24 protein-coding genes are annotated in these 24,159 nt (G+C 44.7%); 11 read left to right on the top strand and 13 right to left on the bottom strand.

Translation table 11 applies throughout. The features are described 5' to 3' along the window. Window positions 1-26: 26 nt before the first annotated feature. The 3 genes from GGE08_RS13735 to aroQ all read left to right on the top strand — a co-directional run bounded on the left by GGE08_RS13735 (window position 27) and on the right by aroQ (window position 1,663). On the top strand, window positions 27-530 hold the full coding sequence (locus GGE08_RS13735) for an outer membrane beta-barrel protein (RefSeq protein WP_179385453.1): 504 nt from the start codon (window positions 27-29) through the stop codon (window positions 528-530). A gap of 97 nt (window positions 531-627) precedes the next feature. Continuing rightward, on the top strand, window positions 628-1,089 hold the full coding sequence (locus GGE08_RS13730) for a hypothetical protein (RefSeq protein WP_179385452.1): 462 nt from the start codon (window positions 628-630) through the stop codon (window positions 1,087-1,089). A 157-nt stretch (window positions 1,090-1,246) separates the two neighbouring features. Then, the gene (gene aroQ, locus GGE08_RS13725; RefSeq protein ID WP_179385451.1) at window positions 1,247-1,663 is read left to right on the top strand and encodes a type II 3-dehydroquinate dehydratase; all 417 of its coding nucleotides are present in this window, start codon (window positions 1,247-1,249) and stop codon (window positions 1,661-1,663) included. Here the strand turns inward: aroQ and GGE08_RS13720 are convergent. From GGE08_RS13720 to GGE08_RS13700, 5 genes are all read right to left on the bottom strand, one after another. Continuing rightward, window positions 1,655-1,936, bottom strand: a complete 282-nt coding sequence (locus GGE08_RS13720) for a DUF3817 domain-containing protein (RefSeq protein WP_179385450.1) — start codon at window positions 1,934-1,936, stop codon at window positions 1,655-1,657. The genes aroQ and GGE08_RS13720 overlap by 9 nt on opposite strands. Window positions 1,937-1,939: 3 nt before the next feature. Then, window positions 1,940-3,331: a dihydrolipoyl dehydrogenase gene (lpdA, locus tag GGE08_RS13715; protein ID WP_179385449.1), complete on the bottom strand. Its 1,392-nt coding sequence runs from the start codon at window positions 3,329-3,331 to the stop codon at window positions 1,940-1,942. A 146-nt stretch (window positions 3,332-3,477) separates the two neighbouring features. Then, on the bottom strand, window positions 3,478-3,882 hold the full coding sequence (gene msrB / locus GGE08_RS13710; protein ID WP_179385448.1) for a peptide-methionine (R)-S-oxide reductase MsrB: 405 nt from the start codon (window positions 3,880-3,882) through the stop codon (window positions 3,478-3,480). 19 nt (window positions 3,883-3,901) lie between these two features. After that, window positions 3,902-4,393 (bottom strand): peptide-methionine (R)-S-oxide reductase MsrB, encoded by a 492-nt coding sequence (msrB, locus tag GGE08_RS13705; RefSeq protein WP_179385447.1) that lies wholly within the window; start codon window positions 4,391-4,393, stop codon window positions 3,902-3,904. Window positions 4,394-4,501: 108 nt separating this feature from the next. Further along, a complete protein-coding gene (locus tag GGE08_RS13700) occupies window positions 4,502-5,080 on the bottom strand; it encodes a collagen-like protein (protein ID WP_179385446.1) in 579 nt (192 codons plus the stop codon). Between the two features lie 162 nt (window positions 5,081-5,242). Between GGE08_RS13700 and glgB the strand changes: the two genes are divergently transcribed. The 5 genes from glgB (at window position 5,243) to GGE08_RS13675 (ending at window position 12,835) form a co-directional block, all read left to right on the top strand. After that, a complete protein-coding gene (glgB, locus tag GGE08_RS13695) occupies window positions 5,243-7,138 on the top strand; it encodes a 1,4-alpha-glucan branching protein GlgB (RefSeq protein ID WP_179385445.1) in 1,896 nt (631 codons plus the stop codon). Between the two features lie 96 nt (window positions 7,139-7,234). Next, window positions 7,235-9,634: a glycoside hydrolase family 31 protein gene (locus GGE08_RS13690; RefSeq protein WP_179385444.1), complete on the top strand. Its 2,400-nt coding sequence runs from the start codon at window positions 7,235-7,237 to the stop codon at window positions 9,632-9,634. Window positions 9,635-9,672: 38 nt separating this feature from the next. Next, entirely contained in the window at window positions 9,673-10,482 is an 810-nt protein-coding gene (locus tag GGE08_RS13685; protein WP_179385443.1) for a M48 family metallopeptidase, read from the top strand. A gap of 108 nt (window positions 10,483-10,590) precedes the next feature. After that, complete coding sequence (locus GGE08_RS13680; RefSeq protein WP_179385442.1) at window positions 10,591-11,913, top strand: MFS transporter; 1,323 nt, start codon at window positions 10,591-10,593, stop codon at window positions 11,911-11,913. Between the two features lie 4 nt (window positions 11,914-11,917). Then, a complete protein-coding gene (locus GGE08_RS13675; RefSeq protein WP_179385441.1) occupies window positions 11,918-12,835 on the top strand; it encodes a polysaccharide deacetylase family protein in 918 nt (305 codons plus the stop codon). A 170-nt stretch (window positions 12,836-13,005) separates the two neighbouring features. Here the strand turns inward: GGE08_RS13675 and GGE08_RS13670 are convergent, their stop codons facing one another. From GGE08_RS13670 to GGE08_RS13650, 5 genes are all read right to left on the bottom strand, one after another. After that, window positions 13,006-13,680 (bottom strand): hypothetical protein, encoded by a 675-nt coding sequence (locus GGE08_RS13670; protein WP_179385440.1) that lies wholly within the window; start codon window positions 13,678-13,680, stop codon window positions 13,006-13,008. Window positions 13,681-13,754: 74 nt separating this feature from the next. Further along, window positions 13,755-14,480, bottom strand: a complete 726-nt coding sequence (locus GGE08_RS13665; protein ID WP_179385439.1) for a head GIN domain-containing protein — start codon at window positions 14,478-14,480, stop codon at window positions 13,755-13,757. 32 nt (window positions 14,481-14,512) lie between these two features. Further along, window positions 14,513-15,610 (bottom strand): hypothetical protein, encoded by a 1,098-nt coding sequence (locus GGE08_RS13660; RefSeq protein ID WP_179385512.1) that lies wholly within the window; start codon window positions 15,608-15,610, stop codon window positions 14,513-14,515. Beyond that, window positions 15,591-16,151, bottom strand: coding sequence for a hypothetical protein (locus GGE08_RS13655; RefSeq protein ID WP_179385438.1), 561 nt, complete (start codon window positions 16,149-16,151; stop codon window positions 15,591-15,593). Before GGE08_RS13655 ends, GGE08_RS13660 begins: the two co-directional genes overlap by 20 nt. Window positions 16,152-16,153: 2 nt before the next feature. Then, a complete protein-coding gene (locus GGE08_RS13650; RefSeq protein ID WP_179385437.1) occupies window positions 16,154-16,711 on the bottom strand; it encodes an RNA polymerase sigma factor in 558 nt (185 codons plus the stop codon). A gap of 218 nt (window positions 16,712-16,929) precedes the next feature. On the opposite strand from GGE08_RS13650, the gene lon reads away from it, so the two are divergent. Both lon and cmk read left to right on the top strand, forming a co-directional pair. Continuing rightward, window positions 16,930-19,380, top strand: coding sequence for an endopeptidase La (gene lon / locus GGE08_RS13645; RefSeq protein WP_179385436.1), 2,451 nt, complete (start codon window positions 16,930-16,932; stop codon window positions 19,378-19,380). A gap of 49 nt (window positions 19,381-19,429) precedes the next feature. Beyond that, on the top strand, window positions 19,430-20,128 hold the full coding sequence (gene cmk / locus GGE08_RS13640) for a (d)CMP kinase (protein WP_179385435.1): 699 nt from the start codon (window positions 19,430-19,432) through the stop codon (window positions 20,126-20,128). A gap of 10 nt (window positions 20,129-20,138) precedes the next feature. Here the strand turns inward: cmk and GGE08_RS13635 are convergent, their stop codons facing one another. Beyond that, window positions 20,139-21,245 carry a serine hydrolase domain-containing protein gene (locus GGE08_RS13635; RefSeq protein WP_179385434.1) on the bottom strand — a complete coding sequence of 369 codons (1,107 nt, stop codon included), beginning with the start codon at window positions 21,243-21,245 and terminating at the stop codon, window positions 20,139-20,141. A gap of 106 nt (window positions 21,246-21,351) precedes the next feature. Continuing rightward, window positions 21,352-23,058 carry an amidohydrolase gene (locus GGE08_RS13630; protein ID WP_179385433.1) on the bottom strand — a complete coding sequence of 569 codons (1,707 nt, stop codon included), beginning with the start codon at window positions 23,056-23,058 and terminating at the stop codon, window positions 21,352-21,354. Between the two features lie 201 nt (window positions 23,059-23,259). Here GGE08_RS13630 and GGE08_RS13625 point away from each other — a divergent pair, with 201 nt between their 5' ends. Continuing rightward, window positions 23,260-23,688: a hotdog fold thioesterase gene (locus GGE08_RS13625; RefSeq protein WP_179385432.1), complete on the top strand. Its 429-nt coding sequence runs from the start codon at window positions 23,260-23,262 to the stop codon at window positions 23,686-23,688. 67 nt (window positions 23,689-23,755) lie between these two features. Here GGE08_RS13625 and GGE08_RS13620 read toward each other — a convergent pair whose 3' ends face one another. After that, window positions 23,756-24,136 (bottom strand): LysM peptidoglycan-binding domain-containing protein, encoded by a 381-nt coding sequence (locus tag GGE08_RS13620; RefSeq protein ID WP_179385431.1) that lies wholly within the window; start codon window positions 24,134-24,136, stop codon window positions 23,756-23,758. Window positions 24,137-24,159: the final 23 nt, after the last annotated feature.

Here is a 24,159-nt window from a genome sequence, read left to right as displayed (position 1 = left end):
CAACCATGAGTAAAAAAACCTTTGTAATGGCAATTCTAGCGATGGTTGCCATCAGTTATTCGTCCAGTGCACAGCATGTGGACCGAACAAGTTTTAAAGCGGGAGTCCATGTTGGTGTGCCGCTAGGCGATATTTCCGATTTTTCCAATTTTGAGCTGGGTCTCGATTTGGGATATCACTGGTCCGTATCCGAAATGGTAGATGTAGGTTTGGCGACAGGATTTATGAATGCCTTTGGGAACACATCGACCGAAGATATTGGTCCGGTTGCAGTGGAAGTTGATTTTCCGGATATCCAATATATCCCGGCGGCAGCGGCATTCCGACTTTATCCTACCTACGATTTTAAGCTAGGGGCCGATGTGGGCTATGCCATTGGAATAAATGAAGGAAATACTGGGGGACTTTACATTAGGCCAATGGTGGGCGTAAACATAAGTAGTACTACAGAATTGAATATATCCTATGTAAATATCAGTGACGATTACGATTACTCGATGGTCGCCTTGGGATTGTTGTTTTTGTTTTAGATAGTAAATTTTTGTTTTAGATAGTAAAAAAGTAACTGTTCATAACCCCAAATCTTGCAAAAAACCATGAATATTAACCATTAATTATGTTTAGAAAATGAGAAAATTACTTTTAGTTTTTGCACTTGGAATGCTTGGACATTTGGCGGTAAAGGCCCAAACCAATTATCGGGCCGCTCTGGGATTGGGGATTGACCTTTATGATGACGCCACTTTTTTCGGGGCCACTGGAAAATACTTTTTTTCCGATAACCATGTTGGCCAGGGAGATTTGGGCTTTGAGGACAATGCCACCATTGCAACCTTTTTGTACTCCTATCACAAGGAATTTTTTAGGGCAAAGGGATTGCGCTGGTACGCTGGGGTTGGTCCCAGTATTATTTTTATCAAGAATTCGGATAATATTTTTGCATTGCGTCCGCATTTGGGGCTCGACTTTAAAGTAGATGGGGTGCCCTTTGTCATCAATTTTGATTGGCGCCCTTCTGTGGTACTTAGCGATGTGGGCGACAACGAGGTTGGCGCATTCGGCTTTGGACTTCAATTCGCCATTAATTAAAGAACAGAACATAGCACAATTAAGAGGCTATCTAAAAAGCAAAATAATAGTTGAGCTTTGTCAGGTTGAGCGCTTGCCTGCCGCAGGCGGGCGCTCGAACTGATAGGTAAACTGCTTTTTAGACGGTCTCTTTTCTTTTTATTGTATTTTTGAAAGCATGAAATTGATCATCATCAACGGACCCAACCTCAACCTCTTGGGAAAGCGTGAACCCGAAATCTATGGGAGTACCACTTTCCAGGACTATTTTGCAACGCTTCAATCCAAATTCCCCGAGGTGGAACTGTCGTACTATCAATCCAATATTGAAGGGGAAATCATTGCTAAAATACAGGAAGTAGGGTTCGATTACGATGGTATCATTTTAAATGCCGCAGCCTACACCCATACCTCCGTTGGCATTGGTGATGCGGTAAAAGCGGTGGAATCACCCGTAATCGAAGTGCATATTTCCAACACGCATGAGCGCGAGGCATATCGCCATGTATCCTACATAGCACCGGTCGCTAAAGGAGTAATCCTTGGGTTTGGCCTGCAGAGTTATGATTTGGCCATCCAGAGTTTTTTAGGCTAGTTCCTTCAAGTACTTTTTGTCAGCATAAAACGTCCCGAAGGGAAGGAGGGAGGCTATAAAAAGTATAACAAATCTTCTGAGCTTCCATTTGCGTTCCCAACAAAAAACGATGGCCACCACTACGTATAGAATAAACAATATTCCATGTGCCATCCCAACCACTTGGTTTGGTTCAGGAATATCCGCCCAATGCTTCAATGGCATGGTCATTCCGAAAAGGAGTAGATAGGAAATACCTTCTAAAATAGCAGTGGCCCTAAAAATCTTAAGCATAGGTTATAGGTGGATTACTTCATCGTAAGCATCCGCAACCGCTTCCATTACAGCTTCGCTCATGGTAGGGTGAGGGTGGACTGCTTTCAGTACTTCATGTCCGGTGGTTTCCAGTTTTCTGGCCACTACGGCTTCTGCGATCATGTCGGTTACCCCAACACCGATCATATGGCAACCCAACCATTCTCCGTATTTGGCATCAAAGATTACTTTTACAAAACCATCAGGGGTTCCTGCGGCTTTGGCCTTACCGCTCGCCGAAAACGGGAATTTACCAATCTTAAGGTCATATCCTTTTTCCTTGGCTTGCTTTTCTGTCAACCCAACAGAGGCGATTTCGGGGATACAGTAAGTACATCCTGGGATGTTGCCGTAATCCAAGGGCTCTACGTGCATTCCTGCTAATTTTTCTACACAAATAATACCTTCAGCCGAGGCTACGTGCGCCAATGCCTGTCCTGGGGTTACATCGCCAATGGCAAAGTAACCGGGTATGTTGGTTTGGTAGTAGTCGTTCACCAATATTTTGTCACGGTCTGTGGCGATGCCCACATCTTCCAATCCAATATTCTCGATGTTTGTTTTGATTCCCACTGCAGATAGTACGATGTCAGCCTCCAAAACTTCTTCGCCTTTTTGGGTCTTTACCGTGGCTTTAACGCCATCACCAGACGTATCCACCTTGGTCACCTCTGCGGAAGTCTTGATTTTGATGCCCGATTTTTTGAAGTTACGTTCCAATTGTTTGGAAATATCCTCGTCCTCTACGGGCACAATGTTCGGCATATATTCCACTACAGTAACCTCGGTACCCATGGAGTGATAGAAATAGGCAAACTCCATTCCGATGGCACCACTGCCTACCACGATCATTTTCTTGGGCTGTTTTTCCAAGGTCATGGCCTCACGGTACCCAATGACTTTTTTGCCGTCTTGGGGAAGGCTAGGCAACTCGCGGCTGCGAGCCCCAGTGGCGATGATGATATGGTCCGCTGAATACTCGGTGGTATCACCGTTCTCAGCTTTTACTTCTACTTTTTTTCCTTTTTTCAGTTTTCCAAATCCATTGATGACCTCGATTTTGTTCTTTTTCATCAAGAATTGGACCCCCTTGCTCATGCCATCGGCCACGCTTCGGCTTCTCTTGACAACGGCATCAAAATCATGGCTTACATCTTTGGCATTCAAACCATAATCTTCGGCATGTTTCAGATATTCAAAAACCTGAGCGGATTTAAGAAGGGCCTTGGTTGGGATACATCCCCAATTTAGACATACACCTCCCAAACTTTCCTTTTCTATAATGGCTGTTTTGAAACCTAATTGTGATGCCCTGATGGCAGTAACGTATCCACCTGGACCACTTCCCAAAACAATTATATCGAACTTGCTCATTAGATTTTGATTTTAGTTGTTAGATAAAAACCTGCCGTTGAATGGCAGCTGCAAAAGTACGCAAATCAATCTCCATTTCCCAAGTTGAAAAACTCAAATTTGGATTCGTTTGTGAAATCTGAAAAAATGGTTGTTCGGGGAAGAATTTAACCTTCTGGGTCAAAATCGATGCTCACTGAATTGATGCAGTACCGTTGCCCAGTGGTTTCCCGAGGCCCATCATTAAAAACATGTCCCAAATGGCTACCGCAGTTGGCACAGACCGTTTCAGTGCGTACCATACCATGGCTGGTATCGCGAATGTACTCGATGGCGCCTTCAACAGCTTGATCAAAAGAAGGCCAACCACAACCGCTTTCAAATTTGTGCTCACTTTCAAAAAGTTTGGCATTGCAGGCTTTACAGTGGTAGTTGCCATCTTCAAAATGAAGGTCGAACTTTCCAGTATAGGGCCGTTCGGTACCCTTTTGCCTCAGAACATAATATTCCTCAGGGGAAAGTTGCTGTTTCCATTCTTCTTCGGTTTTGTTTACCCCATATTTCTTGTCCATAGAAATTTTTTATGCCAAATTATGGGTTATCCGGAATAAAATCAAGCGCGGCTCCATTGATGCAGTGTCTTTTTCCAGTGGTATTCCGCGGACCATCGTTGAATACGTGCCCCAAATGCCCTCCGCACACGGCGCAATGCTCTTCGGTACGGGCCACTCCTATTTTATAATCCACGTCGTAGGCCACATTGCCCTCGATTTCCCTATCAAAACTGGGCCACCCGGTCCCTGAGTCAAATTTATGCTCGCTCTTGAACAGGGGAGTGCCACAACCGGCGCATACGTAGGTGCCCTTTTCCTTAATGTCCAATAGTTCACTGGAGAAAGCATTCTCTGTGGCGGCCTTGCGAAGCACGTAGTATTCCATGTCGGTAAGCTCGGCACGCCATTCGGCATCCGTTTTGTTGACCTTAAAGGTGGTTTCTTTTTCGGTCTCCTTTTTTTCTTCCTGTGAGTTTCCCTTGCATCCGGTCAGAACTACCAATGCAATCAATAGCAATCTTTTTCCCATTCTTGTTTTTTTATGATTGGACGACTTTTTATGGCTATCCTTTCAAAATTACCATAAAAAAAGTCCCATTGATTTTCAATGAGACTTAAAATATCATTTTTATATGATTTATTGAAGGTCCAACTGGATTACCTGTCCTTCATTGATCTGTAATTTGGACATCACGCTGTCAATGTTGGAGGCATCAAAATCCGGAGATTGGGCATATTCGCTCGGTATGAATACGATACGGAACAGCTGATTGTCCGTAAAGTCCGTGCTAAGGGTGGATAAATCAAAATTACCATCGATAAACAGCTCCAGGTCCACAAAAGTATGGGAAAACACATATTGAATGGTTCCACCTGGCAAAAAATAATTCTGTGGTATTTGGGTCCATGCATCTGCAGTGGAACCATCGCTTAAATCGATAACCCCGTCGTGGCGATATACCAATACGGCATCCGATTCGAATACCTCAAAATTGGTCACATCGGAAAAGGTGATCAGGGTACTGAAGAGATTGGCTTCGGCATCATAGCCAAAGTCAACGCCCTCTACTTCCACTACCTGTCCTTGGATACCTGGAGCGCCAGGAGCTCCATCTAGGCCGTCCAACCCGTCAAAGCCCGGAGGACCTTGTGGGCCTTCGCAAGCCGCGAAAACAAAAACGATAACTGCTCCTAAAATTGTACTAAATTTATTCATGATTTTTGGATTTTGGATTTGTGTTACTTTTAACTGTTAACGCATTAAAATCAAAAAGCGTTCCACTTTTTGAAAAAAAATGATTTTAATGGCAAACCGATTATCAAAATCGTATTCTTCCCTAAAGTTGCGTATTATTGTATAAGCACTAAAAACACTTTTATGTCAAAGGTAGTTCCACACAGTTTTTTTACGGAGTTTGATATCGATCTTTTTAAATCTGGAAAGCATTTTCGCCTGTATGACAAGTTAGGGTCGCACCTCACCGAAGTCGATGGGGTGAAAGGGACGTATTTCGCTGTTTGGGCACCTTCGGCAAAGTCGGTCAGTGTAATTGGCGATTTCAACTATTGGACTGTTGGGGAACACCAGTTGAATGTGCGCTGGGACAGCAGCGGAATCTGGGAGGGTTTTATTCCGGGAGTTGACAAAGGAATCAAGTACAAATATAAAATACAATCCCATAACAACGATATCTGGACCGAAAAGGCGGACCCTTTTGCCCGTTTCTGCGAGCAGCCTCCACAAACTGCATCCTTGGTCTGGGACGATAATTACAAGTGGAAGGACAGCGGCTGGATGGAAACCCGTGAAGAAAAGAACGCATTGGACAAACCGTATTCGGTTTATGAGGTCCATTTGGGCTCTTGGAAAAAGAAGAATGGTTGGCAATCGCTGAGTTATTTGGAAATGGCAAAGGAATTGGCCGATTATGTGGAGGAAATGGGCTTTACCCATGTGGAGTTTATGCCGGTTATGGAGTACCCTTACGACCCTTCTTGGGGTTATCAACTAACGGGTTACTTTGCGCCGACCTCGCGTTTTGGCAAACCTGAGGATTTTAAGGTTTTGGTAGATGCCCTGCACCAAAGGGGCATTGGGGTGATTTTGGATTGGGTGCCATCCCACTTTCCCGAAGATGCCCACGGTTTGGGCTTTTTCGACGGATCTCACCTGTATGAACATCCAGATAGACGAAGGGGTTATCATCCCGACTGGAAAAGTTTGATATTTAACTATGGACGTAACGAAGTACGGGCATTTTTGATCAGCAACGCCATTTTTTGGCTCGACCAGTACCATGTGGACGGCCTTCGGGTAGATGCAGTGGCTTCCATGCTCTATTTGGATTATTCCCGTGAAGATGGAGAATGGGAACCCAACATCTATGGCAATAACGAAAATTTAGAAGCCATATCCTTCCTGCAAGAAATGAACCAAGAGGTCTATGCCAGTTTTAAAGGGGTACAGACCATTGCCGAAGAATCCACTGCCTTTACAGGCGTTACCAAACCTGTACATTACGGTGGGCTGGGTTTTGGCATGAAATGGATGATGGGCTGGATGCACGATACCTTGGAATTCTTTAAAAAAGACCCAATCCATCGTTCGTATGATTTGAACTCCATAAGTTTTAGTCTTACCTACGCCTTTACGGAAAATTTTATGCTGCCCTTTTCCCATGATGAGGTTGTGTACGGTAAACAATCCTTACTGTACCGAATGCCCGGCGATGAATGGCAGCGCTTTGCCAATTTGAGGTTGCTTTATGGCTACATGTTTACCCATCCTGGAGGTAATTTGTTGTTCATGGGAGGTGAATTTGGACAGTCCTCCGAATGGAATTTTCAGGAAAGCTTGGATTGGCATTTGACCCAGTACGACTTTCATTCGGGAATACAGGAGGTGATCAAGGATTTGAACAAACTGTACAAAACAAGTCCGGCACTCTATGAGAAACAATTCCAGCCAGAAGGTTTTCAGTGGATTGAGTACAACGACCAAGAGAACTCGGTGATTTCGTACATTCGGAAAGGCAACGACCCAAAGGACGACTTGATCATTGTTTGCAACTTCACCCCGGTCCCAAGGGAAAATTATAGGGTAGGGGTGCCAAAAAGCACTACGCTTAAATTGGTTTTTAACAGTGATGACAAAAAATATTCGGGAAGTGGCATGGGCAAAAAGACCATGAAACCCTCCAAGACCTCTTGGAACGGTCAGGAACAGTCCGTTTTGATGAATCTACCGCCATTGGGCGTAGTCGTATACCGATAAAAGCAAAGCTACAACGTTGTAGTTGATTGCTTTTCAAAACATATTTTTAATTATTCAGGCTTTTGTGTTTCTTTTGCTAGCCTCAACTGATTATAGATGATAACCAATACAGAAATAGCCAGAACGGGAAATCAGTTCCCTAACCATATAGTCGATTTTAAACAGGAAAACGACAAACTATACTTCACCACCCAGAACGGGGTCATTTTGCAAGTCACCATTCTAAGGGACAGCGTTGTCCGATTCAGATATGCCACCGAGCACGTTTTTGAACCCGATTTTTCCTATGCCATCAGTGAAGATGTGAACCTTGGGTATAATGAGCTTACCGTGGAAGATGAGATTCCGGAGTACGTGATCACCACGGCGAAGATCAAGATCTACATCAACAAGACCAACCTCAAAGTGCAGATTGTAGATCTGGATGGGGTAATTTTAGCAGAGGACGAGCTTGGTTTCCATTGGGAGGAGAACTTCGATTATGGGGGCAATGTGGTGAAAATGAGCAAAATTTGCCATGCAGGGGAAAGTTACTACGGTATGGGAGACAAGGCCTCGCACACCAACCTGAAGGGTAAACGGGTGAACAACTGGGTAACCGATTCCTACGCCTACGGCAAGGACCAAGAACCTTTGTACAAATCCATCCCGTTTTACGTGGGGCTCAAAGAAAGCATTGCCTATGGCATATTTTTCGACAATTCCTTCAGCACCTATTTTGATTTTGCCAACGAGAAACGGAACGTAACCAGTTTTTGGGCAGATGGTGGGGAAATGAACTATTATTTCTTCTACGGACCCAAAATGAAGGATGTAGTGGAATCTTATACGGATTTGACGGGCGTTCCTGAGCTTCCGCCACTATGGGCCCTTGGGTTTCATCAATCCAAATGGAGCTATTTTCCAGAGGATAAGGTGAGGGATATTGCATCAACTTTTAGAAAACTGAAGATTCCGTGTGACGCCATTTATTTGGATATCGATTATATGGAAGGGTTCCGCTGTTTTACTTGGAACAACCAACATTTCCCCAATCCGAAGAAGATGATAGCGGAAATGGCGGAAGATGGCTTTAAGGTCATCACCATGATTGATCCGGGCATCAAAATAGACCGCGATTATTGGGTGTACCAACAGGCCATGGACCACGGATACTTTTGTAGAAGGGCCGATGGACCGCATTTTAAGGGAAAAGTATGGCCCGGGGAGTGCAAATTTCCGGATTTTACCAATCCAGAAGTACGGGAATGGTGGGCCGGCCTATACAAAGAGATGATTGCCGATATGGGCGTGAGCGGTGTTTGGAACGACATGAATGAACCTGCTGTAATGGAAGTGCCTACCAAAACGGCCAATCTCGATGTACGCCACGATTACGATGGGCACCCATGTAGCCACAGAAAAGCACACAACGTTTATGGCATGCAGATGGTAAGGGCCACTTACGAAGGGGTCAAAAAATACATGTTTCCTCGACGTCCCTTTGTGCTTACTAGGGCGGCCTATGCTGGTACCCAGCGTTACTGTGCCACTTGGACGGGCGATAATGTGGCCACTTGGGAACATTTATGGATTGCCAATGTACAGATGCAACGCATGTGCATGAGCGGATATTCTTTTGTAGGTTCCGATATTGGTGGATTTGCCGAGCAGCCCAACGGCGAACTTTTTGCCCGTTGGATGCAATTGGCGGTGTTCCACCCTTTTTGCAGGGTACATTCCAGTGGTGACCACGGCGATCAGGAGCCATGGTCGTTTGGAGAGGAGATAACCGATATTGTCCGTGAATTTATCGAGTTGAGGTATCAATTGATGCCCTATCTCTACACCATGTTCTACAACTACATCAAACAGGGTTTTCCCATGTTGCAGTCTCTGGTGTTTTACGATCAAGAAGACCAGCAAACGCATTTCCGTACGGATGAATTCATCTTTGGAAAACAAATATTGGTCTGTCCCGTGCAAGAACCCAACGCACAGGGCAGAAGAATGTACTTCCCAAAGGGAAATTGGTACAACTACTGGACCGATGAGCTCAATGAAGGCGGTATCGAAAGATGGGTTTCTGCGGAAATCCACCGAATGCCACTGTTCATCAAAGAAGGGGCTATGATCCCGAAATACCCTGTGCAGCAATACATAGGGGAAAAGGAAATCGAAAAGCTTGTTATCGATGTCTATTATAAGGAAGGAACCGAAAATTCCCAGGTGTACGAAGACCAACAAGAAGGGTACGATTATAAAAAAGGCCGCTTCAGCTTAAGGCGATTCAAATTGACAGGAAAGAAAAACGAATTGATCATCCAACAGTTCAAGGACGGTAACTACATTACCCCGTACAAGAATTTTAAGATGAGTTTCCACGGTCTGCCCTTTAAGATTGATTCCGTAGAGTTGGATAACGAAGAGGTGAATCTGGACGATATCAAACTGAATGGAAACAACTCCATTGAAGTGAGCAAGGATTTCACGGAACTTCACATTTTCGGAAAATAAATTTTTGTAAATTCAGAAGACAAAAACACTACAGCCATATGAAAAAAATAGTTTTGATAGCGGTGGCTTTCCTCATGGTATCGGCTTGCAAGACCAATCCGTTTACAGGAAAGAGTACCCTTAATTTTTACTCCAATAGTCAAATGTTCCCCATGGCTTTTGCCCAGTACGACCAATTTTTGGAGAGTAACAAGGTGGTAAAGGGAACTTCAGAAGCCGAGATGATACAACGGGTAGGGCAACGCATTGCTTCTGCCGCTGAACGCTGGCTGGATGCCAATGGCTACCCTGGATACCTTAAGGATTACAAATGGGAATATAATTTGGTTCAAGATGAGACCGTGAATGCTTGGTGCATGCCGGGTGGAAAGATTGTTTTTTACACCGGAATATTACCGATTACCCAGAACGAAACGGGCGTAGCGGTTGTAATGGGCCATGAGGTGGCACATGCCTTGGCCGACCATGGTGCGCAACGTATGAGTGCAGGAACCTTACAGCAAATTGGCGCCGTGGCAGGGAATGTGGCCATCCAAGACCCAGAAAAGCGAAATATGTTCAATCAGGCGTATGGCATTGGTTCACAGGTGGGGGTCATGTTGCCCTTTAGTAGAAGCCATGAAACCGAAGCGGACAGGATAGGACTTCAGATTATGGCCATTGCAGGATATGATCCCAGCGAAGCTGCCGAACTTTGGAAACGAATGAAAGCAAAATCGGGAGGACAGGCACCGCCGGAGTTTTTGAGCACCCATCCCTCCAACGACACCAGAATCAATAATTTGACGGCATGGGCACCGGCAGCCAAACAGGAAGCCCGTAAATTTGGGGTAACCTCCTTCAAATAAATCAAAATAAATAATTGGGAATGTCACTTCGAAACAGACGAAAAATCCAAATGATACCAAAAATGGGTTTTTCCAAGGAAGCGAAGTGACATTTTTTTATGATAGGACATGGCACAGACATTGGCATTAAAAGGAAGTAGAAAACTGTTGAACGCATGGGCTTTTTATGATTGGGCCAATTCGGTGTACAGTTTGGTAATCTCATCCGCCATTTTTCCACTTTTTTATGGGCTACTGTTCCGTACCGCTGGTATTGAGCAGGTAACACTATTTGGAGGCGAGATTGCAAGAGCTCCTTTAATCAGCTATGTGACTTCTTTGGCCTTTGTTTTTATAGCAATCGTAACCCCGCTTGTTTCCGGGGTGGCCGATTATTTGGGAAACAAAAAGGTGTTCCTCAAGTTTTTCTGCTATCTGGGGGCCGCCTCTTGCATAGGACTGTACTGGTTCTCGTTGGAGAACATCTATTTTGGACTGGCCTGTTACTTTTTTGGACTGGTAGGGTTTTGGGTGAGTTTTGCCATCAATAATTCGTATTTGCCAGACATCGCCTATCCAGAGCAACAGGACAGTATCAGTGCCAAAGGATTTTCGTTGGGCTATGTGGGCAGCGTCATACTATTGGTGTTCAATTTGTTTATGGTGATGGAACCAGATTTTTTTGGCATTACCGATAATGGTGGTGAAATTGCTGAAATCAAGGCGATGAAGTACTCTTTTATCTCCGTAGGTATTTGGTGGATATTGTTCAGTCAGTATACATTTAAGCATTTACCTAAAGGGTATAAAAGGGAAGGGGAGCGACACCACATCATTTTGAACGGTTTCAAGGAGTTAAAGCTCGTATGGCATCAACTCGGAGAAAACAGGAGACTGAAACGCTATTTGGGGGCATTTTTCACTTACAGTATGGCGGTACAGACCATTATGCTGATTGCCACTTACTTTGGGGAAGAAGAAATTGTTTGGGGTTCGGATAATGAACGCACCATGGGACTCATCATAAGTATATTGTTGATACAGATCGTGGCCATTTTGGGAGCAACACTTACGGCAATGGCATCCAAGGCGTATGGAAACATTAAAACATTGATCTTGATCAATGTGATATGGGGGCTACTTTGCGTTTATGCCTATTTTTTACAAACTCCCATGGATTTCTATATCGCGGCTGGATTGGTCGGTGTGGTGATGGGAGGTATACAGGCACTATCGCGGTCCACCTACTCCAAATTTTTGCCGGACACGACCGATACCACTTCCTTTTTCAGTTTTTACGATGTGGCCGAAAAAATAGGAATCATCATTGGCACGCTCATGTACGGTATCGTGGCACAACTTACGGGAAGCATGCGCAACAGCACCATCTTTTTGGGGTTGTTTTTTGTAATCGGTATCTTTTTGCTCACTAGGGTCAACAAAAAAAGCTAAGCAGATGAAACAAATTTTTATTATTTCCTTTTCGTTGTTATTTATGGCAGTACAGATTCAGGCTCAAAAAAGCGTTCAAGAACGTTTAGGATATCCCTCCGATGCCAAATTATTGATTGTACATGCCGATGATCTTGGGGTCATGCATACCGCAAACCAGGCCACGTTCAAAGCCTTCAAGGAAGGTTCCGTAAACAGTGCCAGCATTATGGTGCCAACCCCATGGTTGTCCGAGGTGGCCGAATATGCCAAAGCCAACCCAGACCATGATATGGGTATCCATCTAACCTTGACCAGTGAATGGAACTATTTAAGATGGGGGCCGGTGGCATCAAAATCAGAGGTGTCCAGCTTGTTGGACGACAATGGCTATTTCTATCCCGATTGCGCACAACTTTGGAAAAATGCCAAAATTGAGGAAGTGGAAATCGAGTTAAGGGCCCAAATAGATAAAGCCATTGCCATGGGTATCCAACCTACCCACTTGGATAGTCACATGGGGTGCTTGTTTTCCACAGACCCGAGATACTACGAGCTTTATGTGAATCTGGCCAAGGAGTATGGTATTCCGGCTATGATCAATCATCAAATCGAAGGACTGGGTGGCAAGGAAGGTCCCAAACAGCCCGTTCTCGTCAATCAAATATTTGGAGCAGGGCCCGCTGATTTTGATACGGACATGGCCGCTTATTATGCCAATACCCTCCGTAATATGGAACCGGGCGTCCATGTGATGATCATACACTGCGGATTTGATAATTTGGAAAGTCAGGGAATGTCCGTGGAGCATCCCTATTGGGGTGCTAGATGGCGCCAACAGGACTATAATTTCTTCACCAGTGAAGCATGTGCCCAAATCTTAGAAGAGGAAAATATCCATTTGGTGACTTGGAAGGAAATTGGAGCGTTGCTAAAACAATGACTCTTGATTTATGTAAAAGAAAGGTCTAAAAAGCAGTTTACCTGTCAGTTCGAGCGCAGTCGAGAACTTAAGACACATTTATAATCAATGGGTTTCGACTGCGCTCAACCTGACAAAGTTCAAATGTTACCGCTTTTTAGACCTCTTTTATGTGGTTATTTTGGATTCAACTATGCCCTAAAGGGGTCAATATACTTTTTGGTAAAATAATAAGCTACAATGGTCAGGACCTCATTAATAATGAACAGTAAACCTATACCAATGATTTGTTGATTCAAAAACTCCTTATGTACCATTAAATATTCCAATCCCATGAAAAATGGGCCCACCAAAAGATATGGGAAAAGGGCCAAATAGAATAAAAACCACCATATTCTATGTTTATTTTGAATTGCCTTGAAAGCTTTCACCAAAGGTGGAATACAAATTACCCAAATAATGATTATAACTGACCAGTACACGATGTCCGTTGCTCCAAACAGTTGTGCAGTGGCATAGTACTCATCGTTCATTCTAAAAAAGGGGTTCACCATTCGTTGCAAGGGAATTTGAGCAAAAATCATGGCAAACCCTAAATGCTTCGTGTAGTTGGAAAACTTTTCATTTAAGAGATAAGCACCAATGTACATCATGATAAAAGTGAAGATGGGCCCCGCATAGGTGGCTATGTGAGCTTTTGGTTCACCGTCGCACGCGGTACTAAAATAATTGAAGGTTTTAACCCCCCATTCTCCACAAACCACATATCCAGCAAAATGATGGATTAATTCATGTAGCGATGCGTAAAGCATGCCGATACAATAGAAAGCGATACAATACTTCCAAGTAATTTTTAGTTTAATCATAATTTAACGATTTGGGAGGTTGAATTATGAAATCAGTTCATTGTCTGCTAACGGTAGGTTTTAGGGTTAATGATCTACACTTTTGTAATATCCCCAGAGCCAGAGGCCTTGGAATGTACCTTTTTGGGATTACCCTTATACTGAATGTCCCCAGAACCGGAAACCCTGGCATCCAAGGATTGGTTTGCGGTCACTTTGATATCGGCCGATCCTGAAACGGTGGCCTCTACAAATTCAGCCTCCAAATCGAAAGCTTTGATGTCCCCGGAACCGGAAACCGAAACTGAAAAATCGGTTACTTTTCCGGACAGGTTGATATCCCCGGAGCCCGAAAGCGCAGCTTCCAGTTCGTTGGCCTCTACGGTCAGCGATACATCCCCGGAACCGGACATACTGGCATCGAACTTATCCGCTTGAATGGTCGTTTTTCCTACGATGTCCCCTGAACCGGATAGGCTTACAAAGTCGATGGAAGATATGGGAACCGTAATGCGGATGCCCCTGTTCCAACTGGATGGCCTAAGGTTCATGCCATTTTCGGCCTTAATGACCAGCTTTCCGTTCTTGACCTCGGTTTTAATATGCTCCAAAAGGTTGGATTCGCCTTCAAGGGTCAGTTCGCCTTCGGTTCCAGAAACCAGTTCCACATCAAACCAACCTGCCAGTGCGACCCCATCGTACTCCCCAACAGAGCGCTCCAGGGTTACGTAATCCCCGTTTCCTTTGACCCGTTTGCCCCATTGGGCGTTGGTACAGGCTATCATTCCTAAGGCTAGCGCAAATGTGATAAGTTTTTTCATGATCTTGTGTTTAAATTGTTTTTTGATTGCTATTAATTCTGATAAAATGAGATACCCCCGTAGTCGCTGGTAATGCTGACCCTGTTTCCAGAATTGGCCTTGCCATAGAACCCACGATAATATTTTTCGGTCGATTTTTCCTTACTGATGTTGATTTCAAAATCTTCCTTGCCGCTCACACTGGCATATTCGGTACTGATTTCAAAATCAAAATGGTAAGCTGGATCATAACCAATCTTGATGCCCGTGTAATCTGAACCAATCTCAATATTTCCGGCATCGGCGGCCATGCGATCAATTTTAATGGACCCATAGTCGCTGGTGATGGCTACGTTCCCGTGTACATTGCCCAGTTTTACACCGATATAGTCCCCGTTGCCTTCCACATTGTTTACGTTCCTAACGTCGATGGAACCATAATCACTACCGTATTGCAGGTTGTCCATTTCTTCCACGACTGCATTGGTATAGTCCGCCTTAATGTTGAGGTTGCCTGCCTTTTCGATGGTAAATCCGGAATAATCCGCAATGATTTCGGCACTGTTGATGTAATCGAAGGTTGATCGGGAAGTGTAGTCGAAACGTAGTTCATTGTTGCGACCACGTAGCTCTCCAATTTCCAATTTACCGTAGTCACAGCTGATCTTGGCGTGGCCATCGATACGGTCCAAAATAATGCTTCCATAATCGTTGCTGAGGTTAACACTGTTCTTTACGGGCAATTTTATGGTATAGTTGACCTGTACGCTGACTTTTTTGCGTCCACCCCAGCTCCAGCCCCAGCTATTGCTACGATCTCCGAACCGAGTAGTGGCAGAGACCATATCGGGACTATTTTCAAACTCCACGTCAATTTCGTCCAATCGTTCCTGCACCCGGTCTTCATCGTTGCCGTTGGTTTTGATGTGTACCTCGATTTCCACGCGGTTCTCGTTCCACGAGGTAAGGGTAACATTCCCATAGCTGTTCTTTACCTTAAAGAGCGCATCCGGATTAACATTGTATTCTTTTTTAATGGTCTTTTCCTTGGTGTACCTGCCGTTCAGCTTATCGCTGTCCACATGGCCCATAGCCACAAGGGGAATCAAAGCCAAGGCGAAAAAGAGGGATTTAAATGGTAAAACTTTCATCATGTTGTGATTTTAGATTCTTAATATTTTCTATTTGGCTCAAAACTTCTTTCAAAAGGTCAATACGGGTCTGGAAATTGGTGATCATCGCACTTAATATGATCTTGCTATCTCCACCATCGACCAGATCTTGCTCCAACGTTCGGTAATCTTTGTCCAGTTTGGTCAATTGTGCCAAAGTGTCGTCTACCAGTTGGGCCGTTTCCAGTGTTTTTTCTTCCTTGAGTTCTTCCACTTGCGCTTCTATCAAACTGGCAAAGTAGAACTCGGTCTGGGAAACTTCCGGTGCAATTTTGGTCACCTGTCGTTTAATGCTGGGCTCCGGGCCGAAGGCTTGGTATCCCAACACGGCCACAAGGACTATGGATGCGGCGATGGACAACGGTTTCCACCAGGAGGTCTTTTTCTTGCCCAAGGCAATGGTGCCCTGTTGCCGGTTCAATTTTTCCAAAAACCGCTCTTGGTGCCCGTTTTCCGGCTCCGCCACATCGAACTCTCCTTGGAGACGCTCGAACAAATGGTCTAAATTATCCTTCTTCATAACTAAACATTTACGGTCAATTTTTTTCGCAGACTTTCTTTGGCCCTCGAAATGGTGGTCCTACAATTAGCATAGCTAATGTTCATGATATCACTTATTTCTTCGTAGTCGTACCCTTCAATTAAATGTAAGGTCAAAGAAACTCTGTAATTGTCTTTCAAACTTTTCATGGTTTCCATCACTTTTTGAGCCTTCAGTTCTGTATAACCATTTTGGTCCGAAGCAGCTACATCGTTATCTTCGACCTTGTACATTACATCATCCAAGTCCACAGCGCGTTTTTTCTGCTGTTTTTTGTAATGATAGATACTGTTATTGATCACGATCCGCTTTAACCATGCTCCAAAGGCGACGTCTCCTTTAAAGGTGTGCAGCTTGGTAAATGCGTTCAGGAACGATTCCTGCATCACATCCTCTGCCTCTGCCGTATGTTTTACAATCCTCAAAGCAGTATTGTACATCGCTTTGTGATAGCGGTTGTAAACCTCTAGCTGTGCGCTTTGTTTGCCCTGCTTGCACAATTCGAGCAGCGTGTCAATATGTTCATTTTGTCGGCTCAAAAAATGATTGGTTTGTCTTATAGATTATGGAATTTACCAATTGTTACACTTTTTTCTTAAAATTTGAATTTTAAATGGCACAGGAATTGCCAATTAATGGGTGATACTAAGCTTGCAAATCACTATAAACATTGATTTTTAGGGATTTATGCGGCTGTTGATGTTGAACAAAAATGCGGGTCGTTGGTCAATTATGACAAAATGACCGAAAAGATGATATGGGAGAGATGAAAATTACCAAATTTGACAATATAGACCTTCAGGGATTGGACGAGGATGCCGAATTGATTCCGTTGTTGACCCCTGAGGACGAGGAGCAGATGAATAGGGAAAGTCTGCCCGAAACTTTACCGTTATTGCCGCTACGCAACACCGTTTTGTTTCCTGGCGTTGTGATTCCTATTACAGCGGGCAGGGACAAATCCATCAATTTGATCAAAGATGCCAATAATGGTTCCAAGGTCATCGGGGTGGTTTCCCAAAAGGACGAAAGCGTTGAGAATCCAGGGCCGGAGGATATCAATACCGTGGGAACAGTGGCTCGTATCCTACGGGTGCTTCAAATGCCCGATGGCAATACCACTGTGATCATTCAAGGGAAGAAGCGATTTAAGATCGATGCACTCTTGACCGAGAAGCCCTATATCACTGCTAAAGTGAGCGAAGCGGCAGAGGAGCGTCCCGACGACCAAAGCGGCGAATTCGAGGCCATTATCGATTCCATTAAGGAATTGGCGTTCAAGATTATCAAGGACAATCCAAATATTCCCAGCGAGGCCACCTTTGCCATCAAAAACATACAGAGCAATCCGTTCTTGATCAATTTTGTGTCTTCAAACTTGAACCTATCCGTTTCCGAGAAGCAGCAGCTTTTAGAGATGCCAAATTTACAGGAGCGCGCCTTGGCCACCTTGAAGTACATGAACATGGAACTTCAAAAATTGGAGTTGCGCAACGATATCCAAAGCAAGGTCCGTAGCGATATGGACCAGCAGCAGCGGGAATATTTCCTCCACCAACAGATGAAGACCATCCAAGAAGAGTTGGGCGGACTTTCGTATGAAGAAGAGGTGGACGAAATGACCGAAAAGGCCAAGACCAAAAAATGGAGCAAAAAGGTAGAGGAACATTTTGAGAAGGAATTGGCCAAAATGCGCCGTATGAACCCTCAGGTGGCCGAGTATTCCATCCAACGCAATTATTTGGACCTTTTGCTCGATTTGCCCTGGAACGAATACTCCAAGGATAAGTTCGATTTAAAAAAAGCACAGCAAATCTTGGATAGGGACCACTATGGTCTGGAAGATGTAAAACGCCGCATCATTGAATATTTGGCCGTGTTAAAACTGCGTAACGACATGAAGTCGCCCATCCTTTGTTTGTACGGACCTCCTGGGGTGGGTAAAACTTCTTTGGGGAAATCGGTGGCAGAGGCCTTGGGCCGTGAATACGTTCGCATGTCCTTGGGTGGACTCCGCGATGAAGCAGAAATCCGTGGCCACCGAAAAACATATATCGGTGCCATGCCAGGACGTATCATCCAAAGTTTAAAGAAAGCAGGAACTTCCAACCCTGTATTCATTTTGGATGAGATCGATAAATTGGCCAGCAGTCACCAAGGAGATCCTTCTTCGGCCATGCTGGAGGTATTGGACCCTGAGCAGAACAGCGATTTCCACGATAACTTCTTGGAAATGGGCTACGATTTGTCCAAGGTGATGTTCATTGCCACGGCGAACAATCTATCCACCATTCAGCCAGCACTTCGTGACCGTATGGAAATCATCAATGTGACGGGCTACACGATAGAGGAGAAGGTGGAGATTGCCAAGCGACATTTGTTGCCCAAGCAATTGGAGGAACACGGACTGTCCAAAAAGGACCTAAAGATTGGAAAGCGACAGTTGGAAAAAATCGTGGAGGGTTACACCCGCGAATCAGGTGTGCGTAGTTTGGAAAAACAAATCGCCAAGGTGGTGCGCTACGCTGCCAAATCCATTGCCATGGAAGAGGAATATAACGTAACCGTGACCAACGAGGACGTTGAAAAGATTTTGGGCCCAGCACGATTGGAGCGCGATAAGTACGAAAACAACGATGTGGCCGGTGTGGTCACTGGTTTGGCGTGGACCAGTGTTGGAGGCGATATTTTGTTTATCGAGTCCATACTTTCCAAAGGAAAGGGCAGTATGAACATTACCGGTAACCTGGGCAAAGTGATGAAGGAATCGGCTACGATTGCGATGGAATACATCAAATCGAATGCAGAGACTTACGGTATTGACCCGACGGTTTTCGATAAGTACAATGTACACATCCACGTACCCGAGGGAGCTACACCAAAAGATGGTCCCAGCGCAGGAATTACCATGCTAACTTCTTTGGTATCGCTATTTACGCAACGCAAAGTGAAGAAGAGCTTGGCAATGACAGGCGAGATCACACTTCGAGGCAAGGTGTTGCCGGTTGGGGGTATCAAAGAGAAAATCTTGGCGGCCAAAAGGGCACGGATCAAAGAAATTATCCTCTGTGCTGACAATAAAAAGGACATCGAAGAAATCAAAGAAGAGTACCTGAAAGGTTTGACGTTCCATTATGTGACCGACATGAGCGAGGTAATCGATATTGCCATCACCAAGCAGAAGGTGAAACATGCCAAGGAGCTTTAATTGACAGAAGTCATAACCGCATAAGCGCTTTTCTGCCTATTTTTGGCCTATGGGAAAAATTACGATTGCCATTGATGGATATTCCTCCACGGGAAAGAGTACCATTGCCAAACGACTGGCGGCTAGCCTCAACTATATTTATGTAGATACCGGCGCCATGTACCGTGCCGTAACACTTTTTGCGTTGCAAGAGGGCATTATTGATAAGGACGGGCATTTGGACGAAGCTGCGTTGGTAGACAAACTATCCGAAATTCACCTCCAATTTGTGCCCAACGAAGAAACTGGGCGTTCCGAGATGTACTTGAACGATAATAATGTGGAGCAAGAGATTCGCACCCTGCATGTCTCGGGATTTGTCAGCAAGGTGGCGGCCATTAAGGAAGTGCGCGAAAAATTGGTGAAGATGCAGCAGGCCATGGGCAAGGATAAGGGCATTGTGATGGATGGCCGTGATATTGGTACCGTAGTGTTTCCCGAAGCCGAACTAAAACTGTTTATGACGGCCTCACCAGAAACCCGGGCTACCCGTCGTTATAAAGAACTTTTGGAAAAGGGCGAAGCGGTAACTTATGAGGAGGTGCTGAGAAATGTGGAGGAGCGCGACCGTATCGACTCTACCCGTACCGTTTCCCCACTGACCAAGGCCAAGGATGCCATCGAGTTTGACAATAGCGATATGGGTCTGGAAGAACAGTTTGAGCGTATCCACGATTTTGCGCAACGGGTGATAGAGGAGGTGGGGTGAAAGTCGACTTCTAAAGAGTCTCCATAAGCCCAAAACAGAGTTGGTCAATGTGTATCATAAGGTCACCAAGAGCTGAAACGTTGGATAAGACAATAACGGCATTCTTACTTTCCGTATTCATTACCAAACAGGATGTGTACCCTCCAGTTCCACCATTGTGCCATATCCAATTTTCACCAGATAGCCCTTTTCGTATATGCCACCCCAAACCTACACTGGAATCTTCGTTTAGAGCATGTGTTGCCGCTCTGGTCATTGCCAAAACTTCATCATCTGCTTGAAATTGCGCCAACACAAATTGGGAAAGATCTTCAGCAGTGGAAATGATGTCACCGGCACCGGACAAAGAGGCCAAATTCCAATTTTGCACCGGTCGCCCTTCTGGGCTTTGCCCTTGCACTAATGAAGTGGGTACATTTTCGCTTCCAATAGTGCTGTTGGGCATGTCATATTTTGTAAATATCCTTTCTTGGAACAATTGGCTCAAGGGCTTTTTTTCAATTTTTGACAAGGTATACCCCAAAAGCCCAGCTCCCAAATTGGAATACTCATATGTTCCTTCATTATCAAAAGATAGTTCCATGTCATTCGTCAAATATGCTCTTAACTTTTCACTGTCGTAAGACGCAAATGGGTCTTGGTTACCGATATCAAAATCAAAATTAGAGGGCATTCTTGGAAGTCCCGAGGTATGGTTTGCCAATGTTTTAAAAGTGATTTTCTGATTTTTATGGAACGCAAAATCATAAAAAGGATTGATGGGGTCATCCAAATCTACTGTATGGTCGAACACCAAATCGGCCAAAACTGTACTGGTGAATACTTTGGTAATGGAACCGATTTCAAAGGCATTTTGATGATTTTGAACTGAAAGAATGGAGTCGTTTCTTTTCTTCACACCGTAGAACTGTACCCTGCCATTCTTAATAAAGGCGAAAGCGAGTTGGGTGTTGTTCGGAAAGACTTTGGTATGGTCAAAAATCAACTCGGATTGGGCTTTTTTAATAGCCTGCTCGTTAACAGTTTGATGATCGATGGTTGTTTTGGCGTTAGGATTACCACAACTGAATAATAAAACAGATATGGACCAAAAGATGATAAGGCCATTTTTCGTCATACGTGTAATGGTATAAGTAAGGATGCTGTTAACATCAAAAAAAGATTGCTTTTATCAAATGTCGTTGAAATAACAGCACGCTTACAATTGAAAAATCAATTAAAAACTATCTCTGGTACACCGAAACCCCATTTTTAATGGTTTCCAATACGATAATGTTTTTGATATCACTTTCCGGCACCTTCAACGGGTTTTTGTCCAAGATCACCAAGTCCGCTGTCTTGCCTGCTTCCAACGTCCCTTTGGAATCTTCCTCAAAATGTTGGTAGGCGGACCATTCGGTGATTCCTTTTAGGGCTTCGTAAGGGGTGAGTTTTTCGTTTTCGCCGATCACTTGTCCAGAACGGGATTTGCGCTCCACGGAAATGCCTACCATGCGCATGAGGTTGGGCAGGGCCACGGGCGCATCGGTATGAATGGTAATGTCCAAGCCTTTGTTTAAAGCGGTACGTGTAGGGCTGATTTTATTGCCCAGGCTGTCCCCGATAATCTGTTTGTGCCAATCGCCCCAATAAAAGGTGTGCAACGGGAAAAGGGATGCAATCACATCCAATTTTTTGAGGGAGTCCAATTGGTCTTCGCGCACGTATTGCCCATGAATCAATACACTCCTCCGGTCTTCATTGCCATGGGTTTGGGCGGCAGTTTTCATGGTGCGGATCATTTGGTCGATGGCGGCATCGCCGTTGGCATGGGTCAAAATTTGCCAATTGTTTTTGAAGGCTTTGTCGTAAATGGCCGTGACCACGCTGTCTTGCGGAATGGCAGGGTACCCGCTGTAATCCGCGCTGGCGCCATCCGGCGGAATCAAATAGGGGGTGGTGCGCCACGCAGTTCTTCCTTGGGGCGAGCCATCTAGGGTAACTTTCATTCCCCCGATTCTATAATGATTATTGTAGGTATTGCTCTTCCATTCGCTGTCCAGGTACTTGTCCACAAAAAGGTAATCCACATAGCTTACCACATCCAATTTTAATTTTTGGGCATTGGCCAGTTGTGCAAATTGATCCACATTCCCCATATCCCTTCCTTCTTGCGCGGTGGTATAACCGTAGGAAAGGGCCATCTCCTGACCTGCTTCAAAAAAGCGATTGGCCGCTTCGGCGGTCGCCGGTGTCAAGGCTTTTGCATAGTACGGAATGGCGGCAAGTTCTTCCAGTACACCATTGGGTTCGTTATTGCCTTCCCTTCGGATGATACCTCCTTCGGGATCAGGGGTGCTGGCATCGATGCCCAAAAGCTCAAGCCCTTTGGAATTGACCGAGGCAAAATGCCCGGAAATGTGCACAATCATAATGGGAAACTCAGTGGTTACTTGATCTAGGTCGTGTTTGGTAGGAAATCTGTTTTCTTCTAGGGCAGAATCATCAAAGCCTATCCCAAAGATCCATCCCGTAAGTGCTCGGTTTTCTGGTGTGTTCCATTCCTTTAAAACCGAAATCAAGGTAGGGATGTCTTTTGCCCCGGCATCGGGAGGCGGTAATATTTGTGCTCCGATGGCCTGTGCGGAAAAGGATGAAAAGTGAGCGTGGCCATCGATTAAGCCCGGCAGCATGGTACGGCCTTCCAAATTTACCATTTGATGACCTTTGCCCGCTTGGTTCATGGCTTCGTCAGCGGCTCCGGCATAGATAATTTGACCATCCCGAACCACAAGGGCTTCCACATATTCGGGAGTGTCACCAGCCATGGTGAGGATGTCTCCACCATGGTAAACTATGGCAGGGGTTGTATCAACGTGCTTGTTGTCCGATTTACATGCCATGACAAGCATAATCACGGAACATACGGTAAAGGTTTTCAAATGATGCATAGGTTGGATTTTTAAAAAATTAAGGTTTGTGGATTGGTAATCGTAGTTTGTTGATAATCAACTAAATTTAGTAATTTTCGGTTTATGGGCGATAAAAAAATGTGCCTTAATCACTATTATTTTTTGATTTGATAAACGACAGCTGTAGCCATTAAATCAGCAGGGTATCCTGTCCTTGGCGAAATATTGTAGTTTTGGACTATGGATGAAAAAACAAGGCAACAACTGATTCGTTTGGCTGAAGATGAAATTCCGATACACCGCTATTTGGGATTAAAAGTAGTGACCATCGAAAAGGAATTTATACGGGTACGGATTCCGTTTCGTGAAGATTTTGTTGGAGATATCCGCACAAAACGTTGGCATGGCGGCATCATGGCTACGGTCATGGATTCCGTAGGAGGCGCCATAGGAATCGCCAATTTTGAGTCACCGGAAGATAAGCTTTCCACCATTGACCTGAGGGTAGATTATTTGCGGTTTGCAGAGGGTAAGGACCTTCTCTTTGAAGGTAAACTGGTACGGATGGGCAACCGCATCATGGTGACCAAAATGAAGGCATTTCAAGATGGGGTGTTGGTAGCGGAAGGTAGGGGGGTCTATAATTTTATTAGGGCGTTGCAAGAGTAGCAAACGATTTAAATTGCCATCAAAAGAAAACAGTCCGAGACCAACGGCCCCGAACTGTTCATCAATTTTACAAATTGGGAATCACCAACACTTGGTCAGGGTGGATCACATCCGGATTCTTCAGGATATTGGTGTTGGCCTCAAAAATCTTGTTGTATTTCATGGGATCGCCATAATAATGCTTGGCAATCTTGCTTAGCGATTCCCCGCTCTTCACCGTATGCCTATGGTAAACGGATTCGTCCTCCACGGTAATATTGGCCTTGATATCCGATGGCTTTTCCCCACCAATCTCCTTGATTTTGTCCCATAACAGGTTCTTTTCGTATTGGGTCTTGGTCGTGCCCTTGATTTTTAGGACATCCCCCTCAACGGTGACATCGCCATGTTGTACATTCAATTTTTCACCTAGGTCGAGTACAGGTTGATACTTTGCTTTTACGCTCATAAGGGTACTTTTTTATAGTTAAC

The organism is Allomuricauda sp. ARW1Y1 (assembly GCF_013407935.1).
Classification (GTDB): Bacteria; Bacteroidota; Bacteroidia; order Flavobacteriales; family Flavobacteriaceae; genus Flagellimonas.
Note: the sequence above shows the minus strand (reverse complement) of the source record. Positions and strands in the feature narration are given on the sequence as shown.

Excerpts from the sequence above, each read along its gene's own strand:
- GGE08_RS13735 (WP_179385453.1), top strand. The coding sequence starts at position 27 with ATGGCAATTCTAGCGATGGTTGCCATCAGTTATTCGTCCAGTGCACAG.
- GGE08_RS13730 (WP_179385452.1), top strand. The coding sequence starts at position 628 with ATGAGAAAATTACTTTTAGTTTTTGCACTTGGAATGCTTGGACATTTG.
- aroQ (WP_179385451.1), top strand. The coding sequence starts at position 1,247 with ATGAAATTGATCATCATCAACGGACCCAACCTCAACCTCTTGGGAAAG.
- GGE08_RS13720 (WP_179385450.1), bottom strand. The coding sequence starts at position 1,936 with ATGCTTAAGATTTTTAGGGCCACTGCTATTTTAGAAGGTATTTCCTAT.
- lpdA (WP_179385449.1), bottom strand. The coding sequence starts at position 3,331 with ATGAGCAAGTTCGATATAATTGTTTTGGGAAGTGGTCCAGGTGGATAC.
- msrB (WP_179385448.1), bottom strand. The coding sequence starts at position 3,882 with ATGGACAAGAAATATGGGGTAAACAAAACCGAAGAAGAATGGAAACAG.
- msrB (WP_179385447.1), bottom strand. The coding sequence starts at position 4,393 with ATGGGAAAAAGATTGCTATTGATTGCATTGGTAGTTCTGACCGGATGC.
- GGE08_RS13700 (WP_179385446.1), bottom strand. The coding sequence starts at position 5,080 with ATGAATAAATTTAGTACAATTTTAGGAGCAGTTATCGTTTTTGTTTTC.
- glgB (WP_179385445.1), top strand. The coding sequence starts at position 5,243 with ATGTCAAAGGTAGTTCCACACAGTTTTTTTACGGAGTTTGATATCGAT.
- GGE08_RS13690 (WP_179385444.1), top strand. The coding sequence starts at position 7,235 with ATGATAACCAATACAGAAATAGCCAGAACGGGAAATCAGTTCCCTAAC.
- GGE08_RS13685 (WP_179385443.1), top strand. The coding sequence starts at position 9,673 with ATGAAAAAAATAGTTTTGATAGCGGTGGCTTTCCTCATGGTATCGGCT.
- GGE08_RS13680 (WP_179385442.1), top strand. The coding sequence starts at position 10,591 with ATGGCACAGACATTGGCATTAAAAGGAAGTAGAAAACTGTTGAACGCA.
- GGE08_RS13675 (WP_179385441.1), top strand. The coding sequence starts at position 11,918 with ATGAAACAAATTTTTATTATTTCCTTTTCGTTGTTATTTATGGCAGTA.
- GGE08_RS13670 (WP_179385440.1), bottom strand. The coding sequence starts at position 13,680 with ATGATTAAACTAAAAATTACTTGGAAGTATTGTATCGCTTTCTATTGT.
- GGE08_RS13665 (WP_179385439.1), bottom strand. The coding sequence starts at position 14,480 with ATGAAAAAACTTATCACATTTGCGCTAGCCTTAGGAATGATAGCCTGT.
- GGE08_RS13660 (WP_179385512.1), bottom strand. The coding sequence starts at position 15,610 with ATGAAAGTTTTACCATTTAAATCCCTCTTTTTCGCCTTGGCTTTGATT.
- GGE08_RS13655 (WP_179385438.1), bottom strand. The coding sequence starts at position 16,151 with ATGAAGAAGGATAATTTAGACCATTTGTTCGAGCGTCTCCAAGGAGAG.
- lon (WP_179385436.1), top strand. The coding sequence starts at position 16,930 with ATGGGAGAGATGAAAATTACCAAATTTGACAATATAGACCTTCAGGGA.
- cmk (WP_179385435.1), top strand. The coding sequence starts at position 19,430 with ATGGGAAAAATTACGATTGCCATTGATGGATATTCCTCCACGGGAAAG.
- GGE08_RS13635 (WP_179385434.1), bottom strand. The coding sequence starts at position 21,245 with ATGACGAAAAATGGCCTTATCATCTTTTGGTCCATATCTGTTTTATTA.
- GGE08_RS13630 (WP_179385433.1), bottom strand. The coding sequence starts at position 23,058 with ATGCATCATTTGAAAACCTTTACCGTATGTTCCGTGATTATGCTTGTC.
- GGE08_RS13625 (WP_179385432.1), top strand. The coding sequence starts at position 23,260 with ATGGATGAAAAAACAAGGCAACAACTGATTCGTTTGGCTGAAGATGAA.
- GGE08_RS13620 (WP_179385431.1), bottom strand. The coding sequence starts at position 24,136 with ATGAGCGTAAAAGCAAAGTATCAACCTGTACTCGACCTAGGTGAAAAA.